Consider the following 25,533-nt stretch of genomic DNA (forward strand, 5'->3'; position numbering starts at 1 on the left):
GCGCAACCCTGTCAGATGATATGGGCGTTCTGCAATGCGGTCAGAACCTCATTTTTGAGGGAGGCCAAACGCGCTGATCTGCGGTCGCGTGGACGCGGCACATCGACTTCGATTTGTTGCTGGATCCGTCCATCCTGTGCGCCCATCATGTAAATGCGGTCGCCGAGGTAGAGAGCCTCATCGATGTCGTGGGTTACGAGCAGAAACGAAATTCCACGCTGCTCGACAAGTTTCAACACGAGATCTTGCAATTTCATCCGCGTGAAAGCATCAACCGCGCTGAATGGCTCGTCCAGAAGCAATATTTTCGGCTGCGTATAAAGACCTCTGGCGATGGCCACGCGTTGTGCCATGCCTCCAGACAAAGCCTTCGGAAGCGTCTTTGACTGGCCGGTCAAACCGACATCGCCAATGAGCTCTTCGACGCGCTGACGGTCATATTTGTTGCCTGACGCATAGCCGATATTTTCGGCAACGGTGAGCCAAGGCATCAGGCGCGGTTCCTGAAAAACAAAGGCGATTGGCGGAGACGCCGAGGCTGGGGCTTGCTCCGGTTGCTGAAACTTGACCGCACCGGAAAACTGCCTGTCGAGGCCCGCCGCGATGCGCAGCAAGGTGCTTTTGCCGCACCCGCTGGGGCCGAGAAGGACAGCGGCCTCGCCATCGCCCAGCGTCAGGTGGATGTCGTGTAGTACGACAGTGTCTCCAAACGCTTTTTCTCGAACATCGACATTGAGCAAACTCATCGAATGCTACCTCCTGCTGGAGCGGAGTAGGTATCGCGCCAGCTGAGGCAGCGATCTTCGATTGCCTTGAGGATGCTGTCAGAAATCTTGCCGAGAACCGCAAGGCAGAAGATGGCAATCATCACCAAGTCGGGGCGCGACAGCTCGCGACCATCAGACAGCATGTAACCGATGCCTTCGGACGCGGCCAAAAGCTCGGCTGCCACAACACTCAGCCATGCCAGCGAAAGCCCGTATCGCAGGCCTGTGAACAGGTGCGGCAATGATGCCGGAATGAAAATACGCCACACCAGAACGGGCAGCGGCTGGCGATACATTTCACCGACTTCCACCAGTTTGCGGTCGACATTTCGGATGCCGGAAAACAGATTGAGATAGACGGGAAAAAACGCACTTTTTGCGATCAGAACGATTTTCGAAGTTTCTCCGATGCCAAACCAGATCATCAGCAAGGGCACCCATGCGAGGCTGGGAACCGCTCGAAGCGCCTGAAATGTTGGCTCGAGATAACGCTCGGCCACGACCACCAATCCTACAATCGAACCGACGACAACAGCCAGAAGGGAGCCAATGAAAAAGCCGATGAAAACGCGGGCACCACTTGCCGCGATGTTCGTCCACAACGGGCCTTCTGCAAGGCGCAGAAATGTGTCGTAAAGTTCCGAAGGCGGCGGCAGCACGTATGGGCTGACCCAACCCATACGCACGAAAAACTCAAGCAGCACGAGTGAGCCGACCGGAACAATTGCGCCTCTTAAATCAAAACGTGCCAGAAAAGCCACCGCTTTGCGCAGGAGCTTTAACTGAACAGCAAGAGGTTTCACCAGTTTCGTCTCGCGCTCATATTCGCGCGGATTGGAACTCATGCCCCGAGAGCCTTTTTCGCAGGGGCGGGGTCGGTCAGCGATGCCAGAACATTGTCGACATTGACGCCGGGGCGCAGCACGTCATCGCCCAGCAGAGGTGTGACGATACGGATCGAGTTGAGCAATTCCTCACCCGGAACAGGATCTTTCCAGTCGCGCTTTTCGATTGTCAGCTTGGTAATCTTTGGGTCATTGCCAGTGACTTGGGTAACGAAGTCAATAAACTCGCCATTGTTCTCGCGAATCCATTTCTGCGTCTGCACCCAAACGCCAAGCAGCCGTTCAACCGCCTTGGGATGCTTGGCAAGAAACTCTTCCGATACGCTGAAAACGCTGCCATCGCGCCAGCTACGCTCGTCAAAAATCGCTCTGTCTCCAGCCAGCTCGGCTTGAGACGTGTGTGGGTCAATGCCAACCCAGGCATCGACCTGTCCTTGCTGAAGCGCATTGAAGCCTTCAGGGTGTTGAAGATTGACCACCTTCAAATCGTCAATTGTCAGCTTAGATTCGGCAAGAGCGCGCAGCAGCGTGAAATAGGGCGCGGTGCCCTTGGTGACTGCAATCGTTTTGCCTTTGAGATCAGCGACGGTTTTGACCGGCGAGTCTGGGCGAACCTGAATGATCGAAGAGCCGCCCCAGCTCGCAACATAGATGACCTTCAACGGAACGCCGTTGGCGCGGGCGAGGAATGCAGAAAGAGCCGCAGAACCCGCGAAATCCGTCGAGCCGACTTTCAGGAATTCAAGCGAGTTATTGCTGCCCCGCGACTGCACCCAGATGATTTTGGTACCGCCATCCTTGAATGCGTCTTCGAGCCAACCCTTGTTCTTTATGAGAAGGGTGTGAGACGAATAAAATCCCCAATCCAGTTTCAACTCTGCCGGGAAGTCCGACGTGGCTTGAGCCCATGCACTGCTGGAAACGAATGGTGCAGCAAGAGCGCCAGCGACGCCGAGTTTCAGAAGGTTGCGGCGGGAATGTTCAGACGTCATATCAGTCCACCTATCTTATATAATTTATGTATTTTGAAATTAGGGCGCGCGCTTTTTGAGGTCAATCCGCTGATCTGAAACCTCATGCCAAACTTCGCGGTCCGCTTGGAAAATCTCCCTCTCATCCTCTTCGTTGGCGCGACATTGTCTTTTACAAGTCCGTCAACGAGCAATCTGATGGAGCCGTTGACTGTATTTTTTGAGCGGCGTTCCTATACATTTCATATCCGTAATGTTGCATAATTTGCTCTAACAGCAGACATGTGCGAAGGTGCTTTTCTCTGGTGCAAAACGGCCATAGTTCCGGGAAAGAAGACCCACATGGCGCTGCATGATTTCGCATCGACCTCCACTATGTCACTTGCAAGCCTGACCAGGGCTACGGCACTGATTTTGCATGCCCGGACACACGACGAAATCGTTGAAACGATCCGGTCTTCGGCGCGCGCGCTTGTTGGATGCGAGGGCATAGCGATCATTCGAAAGGACGGCGACCTCTGCCATTATGTGGAGGAGGATGCGATTGGACCGCTCTGGAAAGGGCAGAAATTTCCAGTTATCGCGTGCATCAGCGGCTGGGCCATGACCAAAGGGCAAACTGCTGTTGTTCCCGACATATCTAAAGACGAGCGGATACCACACGAGCTTTATGCAAGCACGTTCGTCAAAGCTTTGGTGATGGCGCCGGTACAAGCGCCGAATGCTCTATGGGCAATTGGTGCCTACTGGTCGTACCCGCACAAGCCGACGCAATGGGAAATCGACACGCTCGAAGCTTTGGCCAGCGCCGCCGCATCTGCACTTGAAACAGTTGGCCTGATCGGTGCGCTGTCTGATGATCTGGAAAAAGCCCAGCGACCGCCATCGATCGATGCAGGACAAAAGGACGATTTTCCGAAGGACATCGAACGCGTTGCGGGCATTGCTGCTGTTCCGACCATTCTCGATGTGGTTCTGCGCATGACAGGCATGGGCTTCGCCGCCGTTGCGCGGGTAACGGAAGACAGGTGGATTACCTGCCAGTCGCTCGATCACGCGGGTTTCGGTCTCAAACCCGGCGATGAGCTTCCGATAGAAAGCACAATTTGCAACGAAATAAGAGATCACCGCGAGGTCGTCGTGTTCGACGATTCCGCCGAAGACCCTGTCTATCGGGACCACCACACGCCGCGCGTCTATGGGCTGCGCAGCTATATATCGGTGCCGATTGTGCGCGCCAATGGCCAGTTTTTTGGAACGCTCTGCGCGATCGATCCGGACCCTGCGAAGCTGAACAATCCGCAGGTGCTTGGGACTTTTAGACTTTTCGCTGAATTGATTAGTTATCATCTGGATGCCGGAGAGCGGCTGAAGGCTGCACAGGATCAGCTTGGGCGGGAACAGCAATTGTCAGAATTGCGCGAACAGTTCATTGCGGTTCTCGGTCATGACTTGCGTAACCCAATCGCCGCCATCGATGCAGGGACATCGCGCCTGTTGAAAGAAGGATGGACCGACCGCAGCCCTCTCATTCTTGGTCTTATGAAGTCGAGCATTGCACGCATGGGCGGCCTTGTGGACAATGTCATGGATCTGGCGCGGGCAAGGCTTGGCGGCGGCATATCATTAAATATATGTGAAGATGATCTCGCGACCACGCTTTCACATGTCGTCGACGAATTGCGCGTTGCCCATCCGGAGCGGTCTATCGTCGTTGAGTTGAATGTTCCCGCGGCGCTGCCGGTTGACCGCTTGAGGATGTCGCAGATGTTTTCAAATCTCGTGTCGAATGCTTTGACGCATGGCAGCGAAAATGGACCTGTCAGGGTAGTGGGTGATGTGAGAGAAGGTCATTTGGAAATTTGCGTCAGCAACCGTGGCAAGCCTATCCCGCCTGAGATGCTGGATAAGCTTTTTCAACCGTTCCATCGCGGTGATCTTAGGCCCAATATGCAGGGCCTTGGCCTTGGCCTTTATATTGCTTCGGAGATTGCCAAGGCACATCAAGGCACAATAGCTGTGCACTCGGACGATATTCAAACGCGCTTTACGTTCTCTATGCCAGTCAAGCACGGCGCGTCGAGGCACTAAATTACCGTTTCGCTGCATTAAAAAAGCCCGGTTAAACCGGGCTTTTTTGGATTAGTGCTGATGCTCTGGCATCTCTTTTAGCTGGTCTTTGGTCCATACTGTGACCGCGTGGACATCGCCATCTTCATCACGCATGAATTCCAGATCGCCGATCGGAACAGCGACTGGTTTGGCGCCAATTCCTAGAAAACCGCCGACATCTATGATGGCTGTGCTGCCAGCGCCCGCGCCATGAATATGATCGACCTTGCCAACCTTGTGGTCATCGGCGCCGTAAATCGTTGCGCCTTCCAGTGTCTCATTTGTGAGTTCTTCGGTGGTGAGGCGAATGTGATTTGTGTGGTCCATCGTCTTCTCCTTTGTGTGGAGAGGTAACGACCCGGGAGAGCTATTGTTCCCTTTTTTTCAATAGGGGTGATGGGAGGGATGCTGGTGCTGAAAGCCTCCGTCAAAACACTTGGAACGAGATTGCGTCATGACCGTTCTATGCTGGATGCAGTGATTATATTTCATTCGTTGTCGCTCAAACGCGATACACGGATTTGCCTAATTTAGCGATATTGTATTCGATGCGAATGAGCGGCCAAGCAAGGATGACTATGCAAGAAAACAATGATAAAGCCACCACTGGCGTTGTCGGACTTGATGATATTTTATCAGGCGGATTATCCCGGCGTCACGTTTTTTTGCTGGAGGGGTCTCCTGGCACTGGCAAGACGACAATCTCGCTTCAATTCCTGATCGAAGGTGCAGTACGTGGCGAACGTTGCCTCTACATCAGCCTGTCTGAGACGGAAGAAGAACTGCGCGAAAGCGCCGCATCCCACGGGATGGTTCTCAACGAAAACATCGAAATATTTGAATTGGTGCCGCCTGAGAGTTTGCTTGATAGCGAACAACAACAGAGCCTGCTGTACTCTTCGGACCTAGAGCTTGGCGAGACCACCAGACTGATCTTTGGTGCATTTGAACGCGTGAGGCCTGATCGCGTCGTAATTGACAGTCTCTCGGAAATTCGCCTCCTCGCGCAAAGTTCGCTCCGGTACCGACGCCAAATTCTCGCGTTGAAGCACTATTTTTCGAAATCCGGTGCGACAGTGCTTCTGCTTGACGATTTGACCGCCGATGTCTTGGATAAGACGGTTCACAGCGTCGTTCATGGTGTCGTACACCTTGAAGAACTTTCCCCAACCTACGGATCAGAACGTCGCCGGGTGCGGATATTGAAATATCGCGGCCAGTCCTACCGCGGCGGCTACCATGATTTTGTCATCCGCACGGGCGGCGTGTCGGTATTTCCTCGGTTGCGCGCTCTTGAACATAAAAGCTCCTTCACCCGCGACACGATCAGCAGCGGGATTGACCAGCTTGATGGCCTTCTGGGCGGCGGCCTTCAGCGTGGTTCAAGCACCTTGCTCATCGGCCCTGCGGGTACAGGCAAAAGCCTGTTTGGATTTCAATTCATTGATGCGGCTATCAAACGCGGTGAGAAGGCTGCGGCCTTTATCTTCGACGAAGAGCTTGGTCTTCTCTTCGATCGAATAAAACAGATGGGCATCGATCTGGAGAAAATGCGTGACGATGGCCTTCTTCATATCGAGCAGCTGGACGCGGCTGAGCTTTCGCCCGGAGAATTTGCCCAGCGCGTCAGAGACCGGGCTGCAAGTTTTGACGCCAAGACCGTGTTGATTGACAGTGTGAATGGCTATCAGGCGGCGATGCCTGAAGAAAATGCCCTCATATTACATATGCACGAGCTGTTGCAGTTCTTGAACAGGCAAGGCGCCAATACGTTCCTGACCGTTGCCCAGCATGGGCTTGTCGGTGATGTGAAATCACCTGTCGATGTGACCTACCTCGCCGACACTGTGATTTTGCTGCGTTATTTCGAGGCTGCCGGTAAGGTGAAGCGTGCAATCTCCGTCATCAAAAAGCGGACAGGCAAGCACGAGGATACGATCCGTGAATTCAAGATAGGAGATGGCGGACTGACCTTAGGCGAACCACTCTCTGGTTTTCAGGGTGTCTTGCGCGGCGTTCCGGTTCTTATTTCGGAAAAGCAATCGCTTCTGCCGTTAGAGGGGAGTTCGGAAAATTTCTGATCTCGAGCAAGTGGCACTTGTCTACGCTCCCACAGGCAGAGACTCGCAGATTGCGGTATCATTGCTTAAAGAGGCTGGTATCGATTCTGCGCCCGTCGATACCATGGCCGACATGGCAGCGGGCCTCAATGATGACATCGCGTTTGTGGTCGTCACGGAGGAGACACTCCGCTCTGCCGATTTGCGGACGCTTGCCGCCTGGGTTGACAATCAACCCGCGTGGTCGGATCTCCCGTTCATTGTCTTGACGCATCGCGGCGGTGGGCCTGAACGAAACCCGGCAGCCTTGCGCCTGTCAGAAATTCTCGGAAATGTAAGCTTTGTCGAGCGCCCGTTTCACGCCACGACATTTATCAGTGTTTCGCGCACAGCCCTTAGAAACAGGTTGCGCCAATATGATGCCCGTTTGCAAATCGAAGCGCTTGCCGATGGCGAACGGCGGCTTCAAACTGCGCTCAGCGCCGGGCGACTGGGTTCATGGGAGCTTGAATTGGCAACAGGCACGCTTAGCTGTTCCAATACATGCAAATCCGTCTTCGGTTACAGTTCTGACGCCCGGTTTGACTACAAGGATTTGCTCGCCAGCGTTTATCCCGATGACAGGCCTCGCATGCAGGCCGCCGTTCGTGACACAATCGAAAACGGCGAAGAATATTCAATAGAATACCGCACCATCTGGCCTGATGGCTCATTGCACTGGGCAGAAATTAGAGCGCAGCTTTATCGGGACAGGCACGGTGTTGCCGTCAAAATGGTGGGCGTTTCGGCCGACATCACCGAACGCATGCAGCGCCTTGAGCAGCAACGCCTCATCAATGAAACGCTTGAAATGAAAGTTGCCGAACGTACGGCCGAGCTTACAACCGCCCACAAGGCGGTCATGGCGGAAGTGGAGCATCGAGAAAAAGCCGAAGAGCAACTTCGTCAGGCGTTGAAGATGGAGGCCATCGGCCAGCTGACAGGAGGCGTGGCCCATGACTTCAATAATCTATTGATGGCCGTGATGGGAAATCTGGAATTGCTCGGCAAACATGCGGCCGGCGACGAAAAGGCCATGCGGCTGATCGACGGCGCGATGAAGGGTGCCAAACGCGGCGCATCTCTGACGCAACGGTTGTTGGCATTTGCGCGCAGGCAGGATCTTCAGGTCAAGCCGGTGGATATGCGCAAGCTTGTCGATGAGATGGGCGATCTTCTGCGGAAGTCCGTCGGTTCCGCCATTGCACTCAACTATTCGCTGGCAGATGACATACCTTCGGCGCTGGGCGATGCAAACCAGATCGAGCTGGCTCTTCTCAATCTCGTCGTCAATGCCCGTGATGCAACCCCAGATGGAGGGTCCATCAGTGTGGGGCTTCGACTGGGACGACCGGACCGCACGACTCCTGAACTGACCGCAGGTGATTATGTCGTGCTGTTCGTTACAGACACGGGCCAAGGGATGGACAGCGAGACGCTGAAGAAGGCCATCGACCCCTTCTTTTCCACGAAAGAACTTGGCAAGGGAACAGGCTTGGGATTATCGATGATCCACGGATTGGCCTTGCAGCTCAAAGGCGCGCTTGTGTTGCAAAGTACGCCAGGTTGCGGAACGACGGCTGAACTCTGGGTTCCGGTTTCTCACAGCACGGCAACGCCGGTACATGAGCCTGTCGATGCTCCCAAAAGCAATGGTGCGACGACCCAGTCGCTCAAAATTCTCATGGTCGATGACGATGCGCTTATCGCGATGAGTTCCGTCGATATGCTCGAAGACCTCGGCCATCATGTGGTTGAAGCGAATTCCGGTAAGCAGGCACTTGCGATATTAGAAGCCGACCAGAGTTTCGATCTTCTCGTCACGGATTTTTCCATGCCCGGAATGAATGGCGGCGAGCTTTCGCGAAAAGCCCGCGAACTCATCCCGGCGCTACCGATCCTCATTGCGACAGGCTACGCAGATTTGCCGGAGGGCACGGGTCTCGACGTCAGCCGGTTGAGTAAACCCTATACTCAAGACCAACTCGCAAGTGAGATCGGCAAGGTGATGACGCAATCTACTGGCTTAGCCCCTGCCTAAGCGGTTAATAAATAAGAGGCTGTTCGCTTAAAAGCCTCGCACTTCACCTAACGCGATCCCGTTGCGGGCAGGCCGACATCAACTCAAGACATAGATGTGATCTGAAAAGGCCATGTCGCGACCCATCAACCGATCATCGGGTGGCAGGCTTTTTCCTTATTTCGCCGTCCCATCCGCCTCTGCATTCAGTCCCGCGGAAGCCCCTCTGGGCGAAGCAGCCGCCTCTGTGCACTGATGCGGAACGGTGCATTACCCGCTCCATAGCCGCTATAATGTCCACGACGTTCAACGATCTCGAAGAAGAAACTTTCGCCGAAGGTCTGGCTGTAAATCTGAAAATACTCTCCGTTATCATCCCGGTCGTAGAGGATGCTGGCGTCCCGCAGTGCATCCGAAAATTCTGGTTCCAAGCCAAATCGCGCTTCCAGATCGTCGTAATAGTTGCGCGATATCGGCAGGGCGCGAAAACCGCGCTCAAGCAGCCTTTTTGCCGTCGCGAATATATCGTCGGTGGCTAAGGCGATATGCTGAATGCTGGTGCCAAACCCCTCCGCCAGAAATTTTCCAGCAATTGTTTTACGGTTATCTGCACCGTTCATCGTCAGGCGAAAATCCGGTCTTGGAAGGCTTTCGATGGCCTGACTGCGCACCACACCGCCGGGATCGATCACATCGACCATCGGCGTGCGGCGCATGGAGAATATCGAGGTGTAAAACAGCAACCATGTCAGCATCTCGTCGTAACGTGTGGTCTGGGCGAGATGGTCGATCCGCAGCAGTCCGGCATTGCTGTCCGGTTCCTCGACGGGCAGTTGAACGAACTCGTTGGCCCATATGGATGCCAGTGCGGGTGAACCGTCGAGGAAATAGATCACGCCATTTCCAACCCCCTGAATAGCGGGAACGGTGGTCTCGCCAAGTCGGCGCGGTTCCGCAAAGGCTGGTGCGCCAAGCGACGCGGCGCGCTGACGTGCCGCTTCCGCATCGTTGACCTTGATGCCGAAGGCGTAAGCATTGGTGCCGTGGACGGAGTATGATGCACCTGCGAAGCTATCGCCGGTGCTGTCCGTGTTGATGACGATGCGGATATCGCCTTGGCTAAAAAGCTCGATATCGCGGTTGCAATGGCGGGCCGATTTCGTAAAGCCGAGGGTGAGAAGCAGTGCTTCGAGACTGGTCTTTTCCTGCGGTCCGGTCGTAAATTCCACGAATTCTATGCCGTGAGCCTCTATCGGGTTTGGCATCTCAGGCGCCGCAATGCGAATGTCCGGTTCCAGCCGCTGGACCTGATCCATCAGATTGATCAGAGACCGATGCCCGTCTTCGGCAAGCAGGCGCCCTGAACCGCCGCGGAACTGATCGTTAAAAATCTCTAGCGATAACGGGCCGGAATAACCCGTGGCGGCGACTGCGCGCATGAAATCGACCACCGGCAAATCACCTTCGCCCGGCATGTTGCGGAAATGGCGGCTCCAGTAGAGCAGGTCCATATCGAACAGCGGCGCATCTGCCAATTGCACGATGAATATTTTGTCGCCGGGAATGGAGCGGATCGAATTGGGATCGATCTTGCGCGAAAGCGTGTGGAAACTGTCCAGAATAATCCCGACATTGGCGTGGTCTGCACGACGCACGACTTCCCACGCATCACGGTGGTCACTGATATGCCGCCCCCATGCCAGAGCTTCATAGCCAACCCGCAGGCCGTGCTTGGCGGCACGTTCGCCCAGTTCGCGAAAATCGGCAGCAGCGCGGTCTACACCGCCCAGTGAAATGGGGGAGACATTCGAGCAGATCAGCATGAGGTCGGTGCCGAGTTCGCCCATAATATCGAACTTGCGCTCGGCCCGTTCAAAGGCACGCTGCCTGTGCTGGTCAGGCATGCCTTCAAAATCACGAAATGGCTGGAACAGAGTGATTTCGAGCCCATGATCGAGAACCATTTTGCGAACCTCGCGCGGCGAGGCATCATAGGTCAGAAAATCATTCTCGAAAATTTCGACGCCCGCAAAACCCGCCTTGGCGATGGCCGCGAGTTTTTCGGGAAACTCTCCGCTGATGGAAACTGTTGCGATGGACGTCCGCATTGGCAGCTTTTGCTGATGTGTGGCAGAGGTGACCATATTGCCTTCCTTTCCAGTGTTATGTACTGATTGGTTAATAAACACGGTTTCGGTTTGAGTCTGGCCGACCGCTGATGGGTGGATGATGACGAAAACCGCGACTGCGAGCAGTGCCAGCGAACCGCGGAAGGCCAAGCGTGATCCCGAGGGCGTGCGCCGCGACATTCTTTCCGTCGCGATGGATGAGTTTTCTCAAAATGGTCTGTCCGGAGCGCGTATCGACGAAATTGCCGCGCGCACGCGCACGTCCAAACGCATGATTTATTACTACTATGGAGACAAGGAAGGCCTCTATCAGCAGGTGCTTGAGGAAGCCTATGCCAGAGTGCGCGGCGGTGAAAGCGACCTCGAGCTGGATGATCTCGACCCGGTTGCAGCACTTGATAAGCTCTGTCGTTTCACCTTCGATCACCATCGCCGCAACCCGGCATTCATCCGCATGGTGATGATCGAAAACGTCCACCACGGGCGGCATATGCAGCTTTCTGAAACGATCCGCGAACTCAACCGCCCGGCCATTAAAGCCTTGGAGAGTGTTCTGTCTCGTGGTCAGACACAGGGCATTTTTCGCAATGGCGTCAACGCGCTTGAACTGCACTGGCAGATCAGCGCCCTCTCGTTTTTCAATGTGTCGAACGTTGCGACCTTCTCGTTTATTTTCGGTGATAGCCTGTTTACGGAAAACGGTCAGGAAGCCCTGTCGCGCCATGTCGCGGATATGGTGTTGCGCTATGTGCTCCGGGCCGATCATATCAGCGCCAACGAAAAAGGCGGCGAGTGAGGGGGCGCTGGCTCATTCCACGCTCTCGCTCTCGCTCTCGCAAAGTTCGGTGAAATGCGCGCTCATGCGTTCCGGGTTCGGTTCTTTTCCAGAGAAAAGACGAAATGCGCCCACGGCTTGAAACACGGCCATGCCGCCGCCCGGCAAAATACTGCATCCCTTTGTGGCGCCGGTTTCCAGCAAGGCGGTGACCAAAGGCATATAAACGATGTCAGCAACCCAGTGGCGTGCTTCGAGTAAGTCCGCTTGCACCGGCATGCCGGGATGGGCAGGCATGCCCACCGGGGTCGCATGGATCAAGCCATCCGCGTGCGGCAGGGAGTTTTCGGGGCTATCGACAGCAAAAGCGCGGTTTTCGCCAAAACGAGCGTTGAGTTGCGCAGCCAGTTGCGCGGCACGGATGGAGTTCTGGTCATAAATATCCAGACGACCAATTTCCAGTTTCAACGCCGCGTGGGCGACTGCAACACCCGCACCGCCGGCGCCGATCAAAAGAGCGCGGTTGCGTTTGGCATCCGGCAGGCCGCGCTTGAAGCTTTCGTAAAAACCATACCAATCCGTGTTGTGACCTATGCGTTTTCCATCGCGAAAAACAACCGTGTTGACCGCGCCCAGCATACGCGCATCGTCTGAAAGGTCATCAAGGTGGGCAATGACCATCTGCTTGAATGGGTGGGTCACATTAACGCCCGCAAAGCCCCGTGCCTCCACCTCGTCCAGCAAGGCGGGCAGGGCGCTTTCAGTCAGGTTTCTGGCGTTGATGTCGATGAACTCATAGGAATAGTCCAGCCCATGTGCAGCACCCTCGCGCATATGCATCGCGGGGGTTTTGGAAAGCTGTATGTCGGCGCCGATCAGGCCGACTTTCAATGATCTTGTGTCTGTCATGGCTGGATACTGCTCATCGGGCATGGGAAAGGGGTAATCTGGTCTTCCGACTGAATTCAGTGATGCGCGAGAATTTCGCCCAAGAAGGTGCGCGTGCGCTGATGTTGCGGACTGCGGAAAAATTCCTCCGGCGGTCCTTCCTCGATGATTTCACCGGATGCCATGAACACCACTCGGTCGGCGACCTGCCGCGCAAAGCCCATCTCGTGGGTCACGCAAATCATCGTCATGCCGTCACGAGCAAGACCGATCATCGTGTCGAGCACTTCCTTGACCATTTCGGGGTCGAGTGCCGAGGTGGGTTCATCAAACAGCATGGCTTTCGGTTCCATGCACAACGCACGGGCAATGGCGGCACGTTGCTGCTGGCCACCCGAAAGCTGGGCTGGGTATTTCTCTGCCTGATCGATGATGCGCACTCGCTCCAGATATTTTCGGGCGATCGCTTCAGCTTCGGCCTTCTTGAGACCTTTGACCCGCATGGGTGCAAGCGTGCAGTTTTCGAGAATCGTCTTGTGCGGAAACAGATTGAAGTTCTGGAATACCATGCCGACTTCGCGGCGCACCGTGTCCACCGCAAGAGTCGAACCCGTCAGGACTGTGCCTTCAACCGTGATCTTACCCTCCTGAATTTCTTCCAGGTGGTTGATGCAGCGGATCAGCGTCGATTTGCCTGAACCGGAAGGTCCGCAAAGAACGATTTTTTCGCCTTTGCGAACCGTCAGATCGATGTTCTTGAGTGCATGAAAGCCTCCATACCATTTCCCAACACCTTCGAGAGCGATTAGCGGAACATGTGCGGCGTTGGACTGTGTCATGGAAGCCTCCTGATTACTTTACGGTGAAGGGAATGTCGGTGAGCGAAGCCGGAAACGCCGGAACCTCACGCTTCATCCACTTGTCGTAAATCTTTGCCAGCTGCCCGTCGGACTTGATCTTGTCGAGGAAGGAATTGATGGTTTCGTTCCAATCCTTCTCGCCCAAACGTGTCCCTGCACCGTTATAAAGCGTCGTCAGATCGAACTTCGGCTCATATTTGCCGCTGGCCGCTGTGTTCAGCCTGTCGCCGTAAAACTGGTTGCCACCCACGACTTCGACCTGGCCCGAGATCAGCGCCTGAATGTTGGCAGCATCATCGTCAAACCGAAGGATATTTGCCTTGGTGCCAGCACCGGCGGTAATGGACGTATCCATTGCGCTGGATTTCGGCACGCCGACCGCAACGCCGGTCAGATCGTCATAACCAGCGATTTTTTTTTCCTTCGGTCCATAAACCGACAGCACGTTGCCCGCATATGGCTTGGAATACTGGATTGTCTTGGCGCGTTCAGCGGTCATGCCCATGGTGGCAAACAACACGTCGACCTTACCTGTCAGCAGGGCTGGAATGCGGTTTGCGACGGCCAGCGGTACGAACTCAGCCTTCACACCAAGATATTCCGCAAATGCCTTGCCGATGTCAGCGTCCAGACCATCCTGCACGCCGGTGGAGTTCACAAAACCCCACGGCGAATTGTCACCCTGAATGCCGATAACGACCTTGCCCTTGGCTTTCGCTTCTTCAACGGTTCCAGCGAATGCGTTGCCCGGTGCGACAAACGGCATGGCGACGGCTGCTGCGGCCAGCGCAAGCAATACCCGGCGTTTCATTGTCATAGTGTTGGACTTCATCTTTTGCTCCTCCTTACAAAGCTGATAAGATTTTTTTAACGGGACGTGGTCTGAAGCCTTTTTTCGACGCCCGCACCCCAAAGCGAGAGCGGCCAGCAAATCAGGAAATAGATCAAGCCGACGATGGCGAAGACCGTGAGGGGTTTGAACGTCTGGTTGGACACGATCTGCCCGGCGCGGGATAGCTCCACGAAGCCGACAATAGCTGCCAGCGATGTGCCTTTGATGAGTTGGACAAGAAAGCCGATGGTCGCAGGCAGGGAAATCTTGAGAGCTTGCGGCAACACAACGTCCTTCATTCTGGAGACGTAATGCAGGCCAAGTGCCTTTGCTGCTTCTTCCTGCCCTTTCGGCACGGCCTGAATGCCACCCCGCCAGATTTCTCCGAGGAACGCGCTGGCATGCAGGGTGAATGCAACGGCAACGGCAATCCACGCGTCGACATCAAGACCGGCCAGTGCCACGCCATAATAGACCACAAAGAGCTGCATCAGAAGCGGGGTGCCTTGAAACACGGCGATGTAACCAGCTGTCACACGTCTGCTGAGGGGATTTTCTGCGGTGCGGGCAAGCGCTACGCAGAGCCCGAACACGCCGCCGCCGATAAAGCCGATGAGGGTCAGTGCAAGTGTCCATTTTAGGCCTTGCATAAGGAAAAACAACTCGTTGGGACCGATGGTTGCCATGGTGTTTTCCTCACTTGACCGGATAGCTGAATGACGTGCGGGAAATGAGCGCGAAAACGCCCATCATCAGCGAGGAAATGACGAGGTAGAGCAGCGTGATCGAGAAATAGACCTCGAAAGAACGGAAGGTATCTGCCTCAATCTTCTGCGCAACGGACGTCAACTCGTATGCAGCAATCGAGGTGCACACGGATGTCGTCAGCGTCAGCATGATGAACTGGCTGGTCAACGAAGGATAAACGGCGCGCAGTGCGGGCGTGAGAATGATGTGGCGGAAGATTTGTGCCCGCCGCAGCCCAAGCGCCAATCCGGCCTCGACTTGGCCCTTTGGAACCGCATCCACACCGCCACGAATGATTTCAATGGCGTAGGCTCCGCCGTTGAGGGCCAGCGCCACGATGGCTGTTACAGTGGGGTTGAGACGCAAGCCGATCTGCGGCAAAGCGAAGAAGATAAAGAAAATCTGTACGAGAAACGGGGTGTTTCGGATGATTTCCACGAAGCCGATGACCAGCCCGTGCAGAAACTTGAATCTTGAGCGGCGTGCGATCACGCCCAAAACGCCGATGATGGTGGCAAGTGACATACCAGCGATGGCAAGGCCCATCGTGGCAAGACACGCGAAAAGCAATTCTGGCAGGCGGTCATAGACCACCGAAAAATCAAGCGTATATGCCATAAACCCTCCTCCATTGCGTCCAGAGCTTGTATCTGCCCTGTTCAGCCCATTTCGACACATCAAAACGCCGAAATGCTCCCTCATCTTTTCAACTTATAGACGTATCTACACCGGCTCCTCCCGGATATCGATTATCAGTCGTTGGAATGTTTGTACCAGTTAGTTCATTCGTGTCAAGCGGGTCGGTTATGTCTGGTGAAAAGTGATGTCATGGGTATGCGAGTGGGGAAGCCCGTCGTTACAATAAACCCTTGCCAATGGTCATCCGCTCGTCGCATTCGCTCGTAGTCTCACAAGACAACACCGGGGCTTTTTCTATGACTTCCTGCCGACATCTTATTTTCATATTGGGCGATCAACTGTCTGCGGGCATATCCAGTCTTGCAGGAGCAGACATAAAGCGTGACGTCATTTTTATGTGCGAAGTGGCAGAGGAAACGACCTATGTTCGTCACCATCGCAAAAAGATTGTCCTTGTGCTTTCGGCCATGCGGCATTTTGCAGAAGAGTTGTCCGCACAGGGTTTCAGTGTGCATTACGTGCGGCTGGACGATGCAGGAAATTCCGGTTCGTTTTCTGGCGAGCTGAAGCGCGCTGTTGCCACACTCCACCCGGAACGCATCGTGATAACCGAGGCCGGCGAGTGGCGTGTGATGCAAGCAGTAAAGGCGTGGGAGGCGGAGATCGCAGTTCCTGTCGATATTCGCGCGGACACGCGATTTCTCTGCTCGCATGAGGAGTTCCGTCTTTGGGCGGAAGGGCGACGTGAGTTGCGGATGGAGTTTTTTTATCGCGAAATGCGACGCAAGACCCGCCTGCTGATGGAAGGCGACCAACCCGTTGGCGGGCGTTGGAACTTCGACAGCGAAAATCGCGCACCTGCAAAACCAGACCTGTTCCGCCCGAGACACCCGGAGTTTAAGCCCGATCAGATAACGTGTGACGTTATGGAATTGGTTGAGGCGCGGTTTCCCAAGCATATGGGTTCTGCCAAAGGCTTCTCATTTGCCGTCACACGCACTGATGCCGAAAAGGCTGCGGATGCGTTCATCGCAGATTTTCTGCGTGGTTTTGGAGAAACGCAGGATGCGATGGTGAAGGATGATCCTTTCCTCAATCACTCGCTGCTTTCCTTCTATATCAATCTCGGATTCCTTGACGCCTTATCGCTGTGTCAGGCGGCGGAACGGGCCTATTTGCAGGGCCAGGCACCTCTTAATGCCGTCGAAGGATTTATTCGCCAGATCATCGGTTGGCGGGAATATGTGCGCGGCGTGTACTGGCAGTTTATGCCGGACTATGCCCATCGCAACTTCTTTGATGCCTCACGGCCATTGCCGGGTTTCTTCTGGACTGGAAAGACCGACATGGCCTGTCTTGCGACAGTCATCGGTGAAACAATCGACAACGCATATGCGCATCATATTCAACGATTGATGATAACCGGCAATTTCGCCATGCTTGCGGGTCTTGACCCCTTTGCCCTTCATGAATGGTATCTGGAGGTTTATGCCGATGCCTATGAGTGGGTGGAACTGCCAAACGTTATCGGCATGAGCCAGTTTGCCGATGGCGGCATGCTCGGCTCCAAACCCTATGCCGCCAGCGGTGCTTATATTTCCGGCATGTCGGATTATTGCGAAGATTGTCACTATGACGTGCGCCGCAAGACCGGCGAGGGTGCCTGTCCATTCAATGCGCTTTATTGGGATTTCTTGGACCGTAACAAAGAAAAACTTTCTGGTAATCGCAGGCTCGCCCAGCCCTACGCCAATTGGCGACGCATGGAAGAAGGGCAGCAAAATACTTATAAAGACAGTGCTCGTACCTTTTTGAAAAAGCTTGACGATGGCGTTGCCGTCTAGAAACGAAGGACTGACCATGTCGATGACATCACTGCCGGAAGGATACCGCGCCATCGTGATCGGTGCGAGTGGCGGCATAGGTGCCGCTGTAGCTAAGGCGATCGGTGACGATCCCAGATGCGGCGACCTTGTATTGTTGTCCCGGCGGCATGATGGTCTGGATGTCACCGATGAAAACAGCGTTGCAGATGCAGCCGCAAAACTGGAGGGCCAATTCAATCTTGTGTTCTGCACAACTGGAGGTCTGACGATTGAGGGTGTCGGGCCGGAGAAATCCCTGAAACAAATAACGACCGACGCCATGATGAAGCAGTTTGCACTGAATGCGCTGGGCACAGCGCTGGTGCTGAAACATTTCACCCCCAAGCTTGTGCGGGGCGAGAGGTCGTTGATGGCATTTCTTTCGGCCCGCGTCGGTTCCATTGGAGACAACCATCTCGGTGGCTGGGTTTCCTACCGGGCATCCAAAGCGGCGTTAAACCAGATCGTTCGCACCGCATCAGTCGAAATCAAACGTACCCATCCGCATGCGGCTGTTGTGGCCATACACCCCGGAACCGTGGCAACGACGCTGACAGAGGGATACGCCGCCGGGCACGCACGCATGGCGCCGTCTGAAAGCGCCACTGCCATGCTGTCTGTGCTGGATCAGTTACACCCAGAGCAATCAGGCCATTTCTTGGCCTATGATGGAAGCGCCATTGAGTGGTGAAAGCGAGCTAGCGAGAGCGCGATAGCCGGCTGGACGATTGCACAGATGCAGGCAAGTTGATTGTCGCGACAAGGCCGGTGGGAGATGCGGGTTCCAGAAGCAGCGCCCCACCGTAAAGTTCAGCCAGTTCCTTAACAATAGTCAGGCCAAAACCTGATCCCGGAACGCGTTCGTCTTCCCGGATACCCGGTAGAAGCACGGCGTCCAGCCGGTCTTTTGCAATACCCGGCCCATCATCAGCGACGGTAATCCGCACAAAGGCCTCCTGCCGCCGCGCAGTGACGCTGACACGCGACGATGCCCACTTGAAAGCATTGTCCATCAGATTGCCGAGCATCTCCTCGACATCGTTTTCATCACACGCAACCTTCAATGCTGCATCGATATCAGTCTCGAACGCGATCTTTTTCTCCGCATGGATCGAACCGATTGCCAGATGCAAATCTGTCACCGAAGTTGAAACGCTGGTGCTCGCAGCACTGCCGCCGGATGCCATGGCATGGCGGGCAGCGCTGAGGTGATGCTTGATCCTTTGATCGATCCGGCGGCTGAGTTTACGCAAACTGCCATCCGGGTCATTGCCATCGTCGAGTGCCAGCAAAAGACTGGCAACCGGTGTTTTGAGACCGTGCGCGAGGTTAGCAAATTGCATGCGGGTTGCGGTCAGGCGCTCCTCGTTTGAGAGGATGAGCGCGTTTGTCTTGAGCGATAGAGGAGCAAGCTCCGGTGTTTGCTGTGGCGGCAGACGCGCCAGTTCTCCGCGATTGATCGCGTCGATATCACCAACCATATGTGAGAGTGGCCGCAAGCCGAACCGTATCTGCCAAAGCGTTCCAGCCAGCAGCACAACACCCAGTAGAAGCATGCAGGGTATCAGCCAAAAAAGCGCACGAACGGCCGGATCATTCAGCGCAGCTATCGGTGCCGTTGCGGTAAACGTCATCATCACGCCGTCGATGCTGCGGATGGCTTGGCGTGTGTAAAGTGCCTTCCCTTGGCTGTCTTTGCTTTCACCGGGGGACGCCATTCCGGTAAAAATATGCCGCAAGTCTTGCCGTGCAGGTGGAGCATCTATTGAATTTTGCGTCAGAGAGCGTGACGTCAGACGTTTTTCGTTCGCGTCGATCTGCCAGTACCAGCCCGATCCGACACGATCAAACGGTGGAGGATCGACCGCAGTGGACAGCGAAAGTCCACCGTCCGGCAACCGCGTGACGGCACCGGTGAGCGCGCCGATCTGCGTGTCGAGACGCTGATCGACCTGTTCGCGCACCACGTTTTTCAAAGCCAGCCATAAAATCACCGAGGCAACGACAAGAGCGGCGGTGACGAAGAGGCCCGAAAATAACAGTAGTCGTCCCGCGATAGATTTGGGTTGATTAAGGCGCACTATTTTCAAGACGCCACCATTGCGGTCAGCATATAACCTCGCCCGCGCACGGTCTCTATCCGCTCCGCGCCAACCTTCTTTCTCAGCCGTGCAACGATGACTTCGATCGAATTGGAATCCACCTCTGCATCGCCATCATAAACACGCTCGTTCAGTTCGCGCCGGTCCACGATGGTTTCTTTGCGCAACATCAAGCACGACAGCACGCGCCATTCCAGTGCGGTCAATTTCAGCGGTAGGCCATCCAGCTCGAATGTTCCCAACTGCGCATCAAAGACCAGGGGCCCGCAGTTCAGCCTTGCCGATGCATAGCCTGCCGCTCGTCGCACCAGCGCGCGAAGCCGCAGCACCAGTTCCTCCACCTTGAAAGGTTTTGGCAAAAAGTCATCTGCTCCGGCCTTGAAGCTTGCCACTTTATCCGGCCAACCATCTCGTGCCGTCAAAACCAGCACTGGCAAATTTCGCTCCCCCTCACGCCATCCTTTCAGCACGGCAATCCCATCGATTTTCGGAAGGCCGAGGTCCAGAACCGCGACATCGAACAGTTCCGTCAGTCCTGCATGCAAAGCGTCTTCGCCATTCCGAGCAATGTCGACAACGAAGTTTTCTAGCCGAAGGGCGCTTGCAATCCGGCCACTGAGATCTTCGTCATCTTCCACGAGCAAGACGCGCATAAGGTGGACTTTCGTTGAGGAGGGAAAACCGAAAACTTAAAGATGGCAGCTTAACTCAAACTGAACAGGAAGGTTCAGCGAGGCGAGTGGATGCGTGGTCTAGATTGTGATCGTCACTGATTAAGAGGAGCATCACAATGCAGAACGAAGACCAAATTCACGAACATGCAGCGCCGGTTCCACCGCCACACAAACACAGCAGACGTTACGCTTTGCCGATTGCCGCCGCAGCGGTCGCACTCGCCATCGGCGTCGTGGGTGGGGCAGGTGCCATGAAACTGGTACGCCCAACGCCTGAAATGGCACCGGTTACGCCGGTCGCAATTTCCACCATGCCAACATCAAGCCTCGTCACCATCAAGGGAACGGTCGCTGAAATCTATGGCAATAAGTTCATCTTGCAGGATGAGAGCGGCAAAGCACTGGTCGAAACCGGGCCAGCGGGTGACGATGGCGATCTTGTCAAAGCGAATGAAGCCGTAACCGTGCAGGGCCGTTTCGATAATGGTTTCGTCCGCGCCAGCTATCTTGTTCGCCAAGACGGCAAAACCGAAGCGCTCGGCCCACAGAAAGGCCCGCCACCGCACAGACAAATCGCGGACCTCATGCACAAACTGGCACCATAATGCAAACAAGCTTGCGCGACGTTCATTCCATATGCGTCGCGCAATCGCTTTACACAGCATCGATTAGGCGAAACAGTTTTCTCCTGTCGCTCACGAAATAGCATACTATATCTATAGAAAATATTTATGAGCGTGTAGCGTGATCCTTGGATAGAGTTTGCAAGGATCGATGCTGATGGCTGATGCGGCGCTTCGCGAGATAAACCAACCTGACAATGTCTGGTACGCCCGGTGCCCGGCACCGACGCCGCTTTCTATCGCGGCGCAGTTGGGATGGGTCGAACAAAGTTTTGCTACGCATGGCGTCAGCGTCTCCTCCATTCGCGATGCGGCCGATCCAGCCATCCGGCAAAGCCATTTCGATCACCGTCTGGACTGGTCTTTCCGCCAAGGGGGCAATATCCCACCGATCTGGGCAAGGTCAGGGGGCCGCCAGACGCGGTTGATCGGGTTGACGCGAACAGACGAATTTCAGGCAGTCATTGCTCTTCCCGGTGCAAAAATTGCAACGGGTGAAGATTTGAAGGGCAGGCGGATCGGCCTGCCAAAAAGGCCAAACGAATCCATCGATTTCCAGCGCGCAACGTCCCTGAAGGGAATTGTGTCGGCTCTGACGATTTCGGGCCTTGCTGTTGACGATGTGGAGCTGGTCGATCTGGTGTCTAACGAGCCGGTTTTGTTGGGCACGACAGACGACAGGTTTCATGGCTTGAAGCGTCGTTTTCCATACAGTGAAGAGGTTGCGGCATTGCATCGTGGCGAAATTGATGCGTTTTTCGTTAAAGGTGCCGAGGGAGTGACGATTGCTAACCTTGTTGGAGCGCGCGTGATCGTATCCACTGGTTTCCATCCCGATCCCAAAATCCGCATCAACAACGGAACGCCCCGCCCTTTGACGGTGGATGCCAAATTTGCAGATGAGCGGCCCGATCTCGTTGCCGAACTGGTGGCGACGGTGCAGCGTGTGGCGGATTGGGCCAATAACAATCCGGGCGAAGCCGTTCGCTCCATCGCACGGGAAATCGGCATCAGCGAAGATGCGGTTCTGGCCGCAAATGGCCCGCAGGTATATCGCCATCTCGTCCTCGATCTTGATCCTGCCGAAATCGACGCCATCAGCCATTTTAAGGATTTTCTCTATCAGTGGAAATTCATTCCGGCAGATTTCGATGTGCAGTCTTGGGTCGATCCGCGTCCGTTGGCCACGGCACGCCAGTCGCTTGAAACATAGGGGGCTGATATATGACCGGCCCCATTCTCATCACCGGCGCCACCGGAAGACTTGGTAAGCTTGTTGTTCAGCGTTTGCTCGACAACGGCGAGCGCGTGCGAGTGCTGACCAGACGCCCGGATGACGCCTTAGTGTTGTGGGGCGATAGGGTTGAGATTGTGCGCGGCGATTTTGCCGATCTGGCAAGCCTTAAAGAAGCGGCGCTTGGGACTCGTGCGCTGTTTCTGCTGTCGCCGATCAGCGAATATCTGGTGACCTATCAGACTGCGGTAATCGATGCTGCCAAGGCTGCGGGTGTGTCACGGATCGTCAAAATATCCGGCTCCGATTGGACAATCCGTAATGCAGACCGTTCGGTCTCCGGTGCCGCACATAGAGCCGTGGAAGAGCACCTTACGGTAAGTGGCATAGAACACGCGGTGCTGCGGCCAAATGCGTGGATGCAGGTGGGGCTTGCACCCGTTATCGCTGCCGCCCGCAAGGGGGAAGATTTGCCAACCCGGTATGGCGATGCCGCCGTTTCTTTTATCGATGCGCAGGATATTGCCGATGTCGCAGTCCATGCATTGGTGGCGCAGGCACCAATCACTGGACCGCTCATTCTTACCGGCACAGAGGCGCTGACGGCACTGGAAATCGCCCGTATCATCGCGCGCGTGCTGCAACGCCCTATCGGCGTTTCGCAAAAACCCTCATCGGCACTGCCGCCACATCTCGATCCGTTCGACCAGCGCGCTATCGGTGAGTTCGTCCAGCTCATTGGCGAAGGGTTAGCGGCTTCCGTGACCGATACCATCACCCAGATTACCGGCCAGCAGCCACGGACGGTGGAGACTTATGTGCGCAACCAGTTTGCCGCTCCCCCAATAAAAACGAATGATCCGAAAGGTGAGAAAACATGGCACTGACTGCGCCGCTTAACCCGTCATTGACCGAAGGGCTGGATTTGAAACGGCCATTCGATTTTGAGGAAAGCCCGCTCAGCCGCGCGGCCAAACAGCCTTTGATGCTTGGACTGTTCCTCAATCTGCAAGATATCAACTTTTCCAGTCACCCCACCAGCAACAGCTGGACATTCGACTACAATCTCGAAGTGACGCAGCGGGCCGAAGAGCTCGGCTTTGAAATTGCCTTTAGCCGCACCCAGTGGCTGCCGAAGGGCGGATATGACGGCGACTCGTCTCTGGATAGCTTCATTGCACTTGGTGCGATGGCAGCAGCGACGAAAAGCATTCTGCTGATCTCCACCATCCATGTTCTATATGGCCCGCTGCATCCATTGCATCTGGCAAAATATGGTGCGACGCTGGACCACATCGCCAAGGGTCGCTGGGGCATCAACATCGTCACTGGCCACCGCGCCATTGAACATGAAATGTTCGGCTGGCAGCGGATCGAGCATGACAAGCGCTACGATATGGCGGGTGAATTGTTCGATGTTTTGAACCGTCTCTGGGGTGAAACGGAAAACTTCAGCTACGAGGGCAAGCTCAATCCGTGGGCGATCAATAATGGCTGGATCACACCAAAACCTGCCTTTGGGAGACCAAACCTTGTCACAGCAACGGGCTCACCGGCTGGGATCGATTTTGCTGCTCGTCATTCCGATCTGGTCTTCGTCACCTCGCCAGGCGGTGCGCATATCGACAGCGCGCTGGAAACTCTGCCGGACCATGTGACGACGGTGAAAAATCGCGCCAAATCCTATGGTCGCGACGTGAAAACGCTGATTAATCCGATTATCGTCAGCCGCGATACGGAGGCTGAAGCCTTTGCTTATGCGGATGCTATCGAAGCCGGAAAACCCCAAGTCGGAAAACGCGCTTTTGCGACGAACACCTATGAAAGCGATGCACACGCCTGGCGCGGGCGTGGTGATGCCAGCCACAAGCAGGGTCGCAATCTCGGCGGCAACATCGAGATTATCGGTTCACCGGAGCAAGTGGTGGAGCAGCTCGTGGCGCTGAAAAAGACCGGCATCGATGGCGTGCAACTGAATTTTTACGATTTCCGCGAAGACCTCGAATATTTCGGCGACCGTATTTTGCCGTTGATGAAAGAGGCGGGTCTGCGGCTCTAAGCAACAGACAAACAATTCCTGAAATGCCCGAACCCGCAATCGTACCGATTGCGGAAGCGTCTATCTATTGCCCGAAGGATAAGCCTTGTGAATATCGCCGTCGATCCCGTCAAGACATCGCAACCCAAGATCATCGATCTGATCGGCACCTATGTGCCTGAGCTTGTTTCCATTCGCCACGATCTGCACCGGCATCCGGAGATCGGTTTCGAGGAAGTTCGCACATCCGGCATCGTGGCTGAAAAGCTTGCCTCATGGGGCATCGAAGTACATCGGGGTTATGGCAAGACCGGCGTGGTCGGGGTCCTGCGAGGAAAACAGGCGGGCAATCGTGTGATCGGTTTGCGCGCCGACATGGATGCCCTGCCCATGCCGGAAGAAACAGGACTGCCTTACGCATCTGTTTATCCGGATAAATTTCACGGCTGCGGGCATGATGTTCACACGACGATTTTGCTCGGTACGGCGCGTTATTTGGCTGAGACACGGGATTTCTCCGGCACGGTCATTTTCATTTTTCAGCCTGCGGAAGAAGGTTTGGGCGGCGCGCGCGCGATGATCGCGGACGGGTTGTTCAAGGATTTTCCGGTTGATGAGATTTATGGGCTTCACAATTCGACCCATGCCGCGCCCAACCACCTTAAAGTGTCGCATGGCACCGTGCTGGCGGGCGCGGATTTCTTCGATATCCGGTTGAAGGGAAAAGGCGCCCATGCGGCACATCCAGATGTTGCGCATGACCCTATTCCGGCCACGGGCGAACTGATTCAGGCATTGCAAACCATCGTCAGCCGCAATGTCCCTGCCACTGAACCGGCCGTACTCTCCATCACCCGCATCGAGGCCGGTTCTGCGTATAACGTCATACCGGAAACCGCCTCGCTCGCCGGAACAGTCCGCGCTTTTTCTGACACGGTGCGCGCGACCATCCGGCAGCGTATCCGCACAATCTCGGACCACGTCGCAGCAGCCCATGGGCTGACGGCGCAGGTGGATATTCGCGATATTTTCTCAGTTCTGACCAATGACGCCGCGTCTGTGGACGTCGTGGCCAATGTGGCCCGCGAGGTTTTAGGAACCGAGCGTGTTTCCACCGAACCGGGTCGCTTTCTGGGAAGCGAAGACTTCGCAGATTTTCTGAAACATGCGCCGGGCGCGTTTTTCACGCTCGGTCATTCCGGCACCGTTCCAGCCCACAATCCGGGTTTTATTGTTGATGATGACATCTTGCCGGTCGGCTCAACCCTGTTCGCACGGCTGGTCGAAAATCGCCTGAAAACGCAATAATTTAA

The 25,533-nt window shown here is 55.2% G+C and carries 23 protein-coding genes; 11 read left to right on the forward strand and 12 right to left on the reverse strand.

The window, feature by feature from the left end; all coding sequences use genetic code 11:
* Positions 1 to 11 precede the first annotated feature (11 nt).
* The 3 genes from RMR16_RS19125 to RMR16_RS19135 are packed head-to-tail and all read right to left on the reverse strand — an operon-like array spanning position 12 to position 2,604.
* Positions 12 to 746 carry an ABC transporter ATP-binding protein gene (locus tag RMR16_RS19125; RefSeq protein WP_320198898.1) on the reverse strand — a complete coding sequence of 245 codons (735 nt, stop codon included), beginning with the start codon at positions 744 to 746 and terminating at the stop codon, positions 12 to 14.
* The gene (locus RMR16_RS19130) at positions 743 to 1,612 is read right to left on the reverse strand and encodes an ABC transporter permease (RefSeq protein ID WP_320198899.1); all 870 of its coding nucleotides are present in this window, start codon (positions 1,610 to 1,612) and stop codon (positions 743 to 745) included. The genes RMR16_RS19125 and RMR16_RS19130 overlap by 4 nt, the downstream gene beginning before the upstream one ends.
* Positions 1,609 to 2,604 carry an aliphatic sulfonate ABC transporter substrate-binding protein gene (locus RMR16_RS19135; protein WP_320198900.1) on the reverse strand — a complete coding sequence of 332 codons (996 nt, stop codon included), beginning with the start codon at positions 2,602 to 2,604 and terminating at the stop codon, positions 1,609 to 1,611. Before RMR16_RS19135 ends, RMR16_RS19130 begins: the two co-directional genes overlap by 4 nt.
* Positions 2,605 to 2,925: 321 nt before the next feature.
* Between RMR16_RS19135 and RMR16_RS19140 the strand changes: the two genes are divergently transcribed.
* Entirely contained in the window at positions 2,926 to 4,674 is a 1,749-nt protein-coding gene (locus RMR16_RS19140; RefSeq protein WP_320198901.1) for an ATP-binding protein, read from the forward strand.
* 51 nt (positions 4,675 to 4,725) lie between these two features.
* On the opposite strand, the gene RMR16_RS19145 is transcribed toward RMR16_RS19140, so the two are convergent.
* Positions 4,726 to 5,022, reverse strand: a complete 297-nt coding sequence (locus RMR16_RS19145; protein WP_320198902.1) for a PRC-barrel domain-containing protein — start codon at positions 5,020 to 5,022, stop codon at positions 4,726 to 4,728.
* A gap of 227 nt (positions 5,023 to 5,249) precedes the next feature.
* On the opposite strand from RMR16_RS19145, the gene RMR16_RS19150 reads away from it, so the two are divergent.
* Together RMR16_RS19150 and RMR16_RS19155 are read left to right on the forward strand one after the other, a co-directional pair.
* Entirely contained in the window at positions 5,250 to 6,776 is a 1,527-nt protein-coding gene (locus RMR16_RS19150) for an ATPase domain-containing protein (RefSeq protein WP_432355055.1), read from the forward strand.
* Positions 6,769 to 8,835 carry a PAS domain-containing protein gene (locus tag RMR16_RS19155; protein WP_413785968.1) on the forward strand — a complete coding sequence of 689 codons (2,067 nt, stop codon included), beginning with the start codon at positions 6,769 to 6,771 and terminating at the stop codon, positions 8,833 to 8,835. The genes RMR16_RS19150 and RMR16_RS19155 overlap by 8 nt, the downstream gene beginning before the upstream one ends.
* Before the next feature lie 185 nt (positions 8,836 to 9,020).
* On the opposite strand, the gene RMR16_RS19160 is transcribed toward RMR16_RS19155, so the two are convergent.
* Positions 9,021 to 10,922, reverse strand: coding sequence for a bifunctional sugar phosphate isomerase/epimerase/4-hydroxyphenylpyruvate dioxygenase family protein (locus RMR16_RS19160; RefSeq protein WP_320199012.1), 1,902 nt, complete (start codon positions 10,920 to 10,922; stop codon positions 9,021 to 9,023).
* Between the two features lie 121 nt (positions 10,923 to 11,043).
* Between RMR16_RS19160 and RMR16_RS19165 the strand changes: the two genes are divergently transcribed.
* Complete coding sequence (locus RMR16_RS19165; protein ID WP_320199013.1) at positions 11,044 to 11,739, forward strand: TetR family transcriptional regulator; 696 nt, start codon at positions 11,044 to 11,046, stop codon at positions 11,737 to 11,739.
* A gap of 12 nt (positions 11,740 to 11,751) precedes the next feature.
* On the opposite strand, the gene RMR16_RS19170 is transcribed toward RMR16_RS19165, so the two are convergent.
* From RMR16_RS19170 to RMR16_RS19190, 5 genes are read right to left on the reverse strand one after another with little or no spacing between them, the layout of a single operon-like run.
* On the reverse strand, positions 11,752 to 12,627 hold the full coding sequence (locus RMR16_RS19170; RefSeq protein ID WP_320198904.1) for a shikimate dehydrogenase: 876 nt from the start codon (positions 12,625 to 12,627) through the stop codon (positions 11,752 to 11,754).
* 56 nt (positions 12,628 to 12,683) lie between these two features.
* Entirely contained in the window at positions 12,684 to 13,445 is a 762-nt protein-coding gene (locus RMR16_RS19175) for an amino acid ABC transporter ATP-binding protein (protein ID WP_320198905.1), read from the reverse strand.
* Positions 13,446 to 13,458: 13 nt separating this feature from the next.
* Complete coding sequence (locus RMR16_RS19180; protein ID WP_320198906.1) at positions 13,459 to 14,298, reverse strand: transporter substrate-binding domain-containing protein; 840 nt, start codon at positions 14,296 to 14,298, stop codon at positions 13,459 to 13,461.
* A 35-nt stretch (positions 14,299 to 14,333) separates the two neighbouring features.
* Complete coding sequence (locus tag RMR16_RS19185) at positions 14,334 to 14,984, reverse strand: amino acid ABC transporter permease (protein WP_320198907.1); 651 nt, start codon at positions 14,982 to 14,984, stop codon at positions 14,334 to 14,336.
* 10 nt (positions 14,985 to 14,994) lie between these two features.
* Positions 14,995 to 15,663, reverse strand: a complete 669-nt coding sequence (locus tag RMR16_RS19190; protein ID WP_320198908.1) for an amino acid ABC transporter permease — start codon at positions 15,661 to 15,663, stop codon at positions 14,995 to 14,997.
* 317 nt (positions 15,664 to 15,980) lie between these two features.
* On the opposite strand from RMR16_RS19190, the gene RMR16_RS19195 reads away from it, so the two are divergent.
* The gene (locus RMR16_RS19195) at positions 15,981 to 17,528 is read left to right on the forward strand and encodes a cryptochrome/photolyase family protein (protein WP_320198909.1); all 1,548 of its coding nucleotides are present in this window, start codon (positions 15,981 to 15,983) and stop codon (positions 17,526 to 17,528) included.
* Positions 17,529 to 17,550: 22 nt separating this feature from the next.
* The gene (locus tag RMR16_RS19200; protein WP_320199014.1) at positions 17,551 to 18,240 is read left to right on the forward strand and encodes an SDR family NAD(P)-dependent oxidoreductase; all 690 of its coding nucleotides are present in this window, start codon (positions 17,551 to 17,553) and stop codon (positions 18,238 to 18,240) included.
* Positions 18,241 to 18,247: 7 nt separating this feature from the next.
* Here RMR16_RS19200 and RMR16_RS19205 read toward each other — a convergent pair whose 3' ends face one another.
* Together RMR16_RS19205 and RMR16_RS19210 are read right to left on the reverse strand one after the other, a co-directional pair.
* Complete coding sequence (locus RMR16_RS19205) at positions 18,248 to 19,633, reverse strand: sensor histidine kinase (protein ID WP_320199015.1); 1,386 nt, start codon at positions 19,631 to 19,633, stop codon at positions 18,248 to 18,250.
* 2 nt (positions 19,634 to 19,635) lie between these two features.
* Complete coding sequence (locus tag RMR16_RS19210) at positions 19,636 to 20,304, reverse strand: response regulator transcription factor (protein ID WP_320198910.1); 669 nt, start codon at positions 20,302 to 20,304, stop codon at positions 19,636 to 19,638.
* Between the two features lie 137 nt (positions 20,305 to 20,441).
* Between RMR16_RS19210 and RMR16_RS19215 the strand changes: the two genes are divergently transcribed.
* From RMR16_RS19215 to RMR16_RS19235, 5 genes are all read left to right on the forward strand, one after another.
* Positions 20,442 to 20,930, forward strand: a complete 489-nt coding sequence (locus RMR16_RS19215; protein ID WP_320198911.1) for a hypothetical protein — start codon at positions 20,442 to 20,444, stop codon at positions 20,928 to 20,930.
* A gap of 175 nt (positions 20,931 to 21,105) precedes the next feature.
* Entirely contained in the window at positions 21,106 to 22,161 is a 1,056-nt protein-coding gene (locus RMR16_RS19220; protein WP_320198912.1) for an ABC transporter substrate-binding protein, read from the forward strand.
* Between the two features lie 11 nt (positions 22,162 to 22,172).
* Complete coding sequence (locus RMR16_RS19225; RefSeq protein WP_320198913.1) at positions 22,173 to 23,069, forward strand: SDR family oxidoreductase; 897 nt, start codon at positions 22,173 to 22,175, stop codon at positions 23,067 to 23,069.
* Entirely contained in the window at positions 23,060 to 24,241 is a 1,182-nt protein-coding gene (locus RMR16_RS19230) for an LLM class flavin-dependent oxidoreductase (RefSeq protein ID WP_320198914.1), read from the forward strand. Before RMR16_RS19225 ends, RMR16_RS19230 begins: the two co-directional genes overlap by 10 nt.
* Before the next feature lie 87 nt (positions 24,242 to 24,328).
* Complete coding sequence (locus RMR16_RS19235; RefSeq protein WP_320198915.1) at positions 24,329 to 25,528, forward strand: M20 aminoacylase family protein; 1,200 nt, start codon at positions 24,329 to 24,331, stop codon at positions 25,526 to 25,528.
* The last annotated feature ends 5 nt before the right edge of the window (positions 25,529 to 25,533 follow it).

This window comes from Agrobacterium sp. rho-13.3 (assembly GCF_033957765.2).
GTDB lineage: Bacteria > Pseudomonadota > Alphaproteobacteria > Rhizobiales > Rhizobiaceae > Agrobacterium.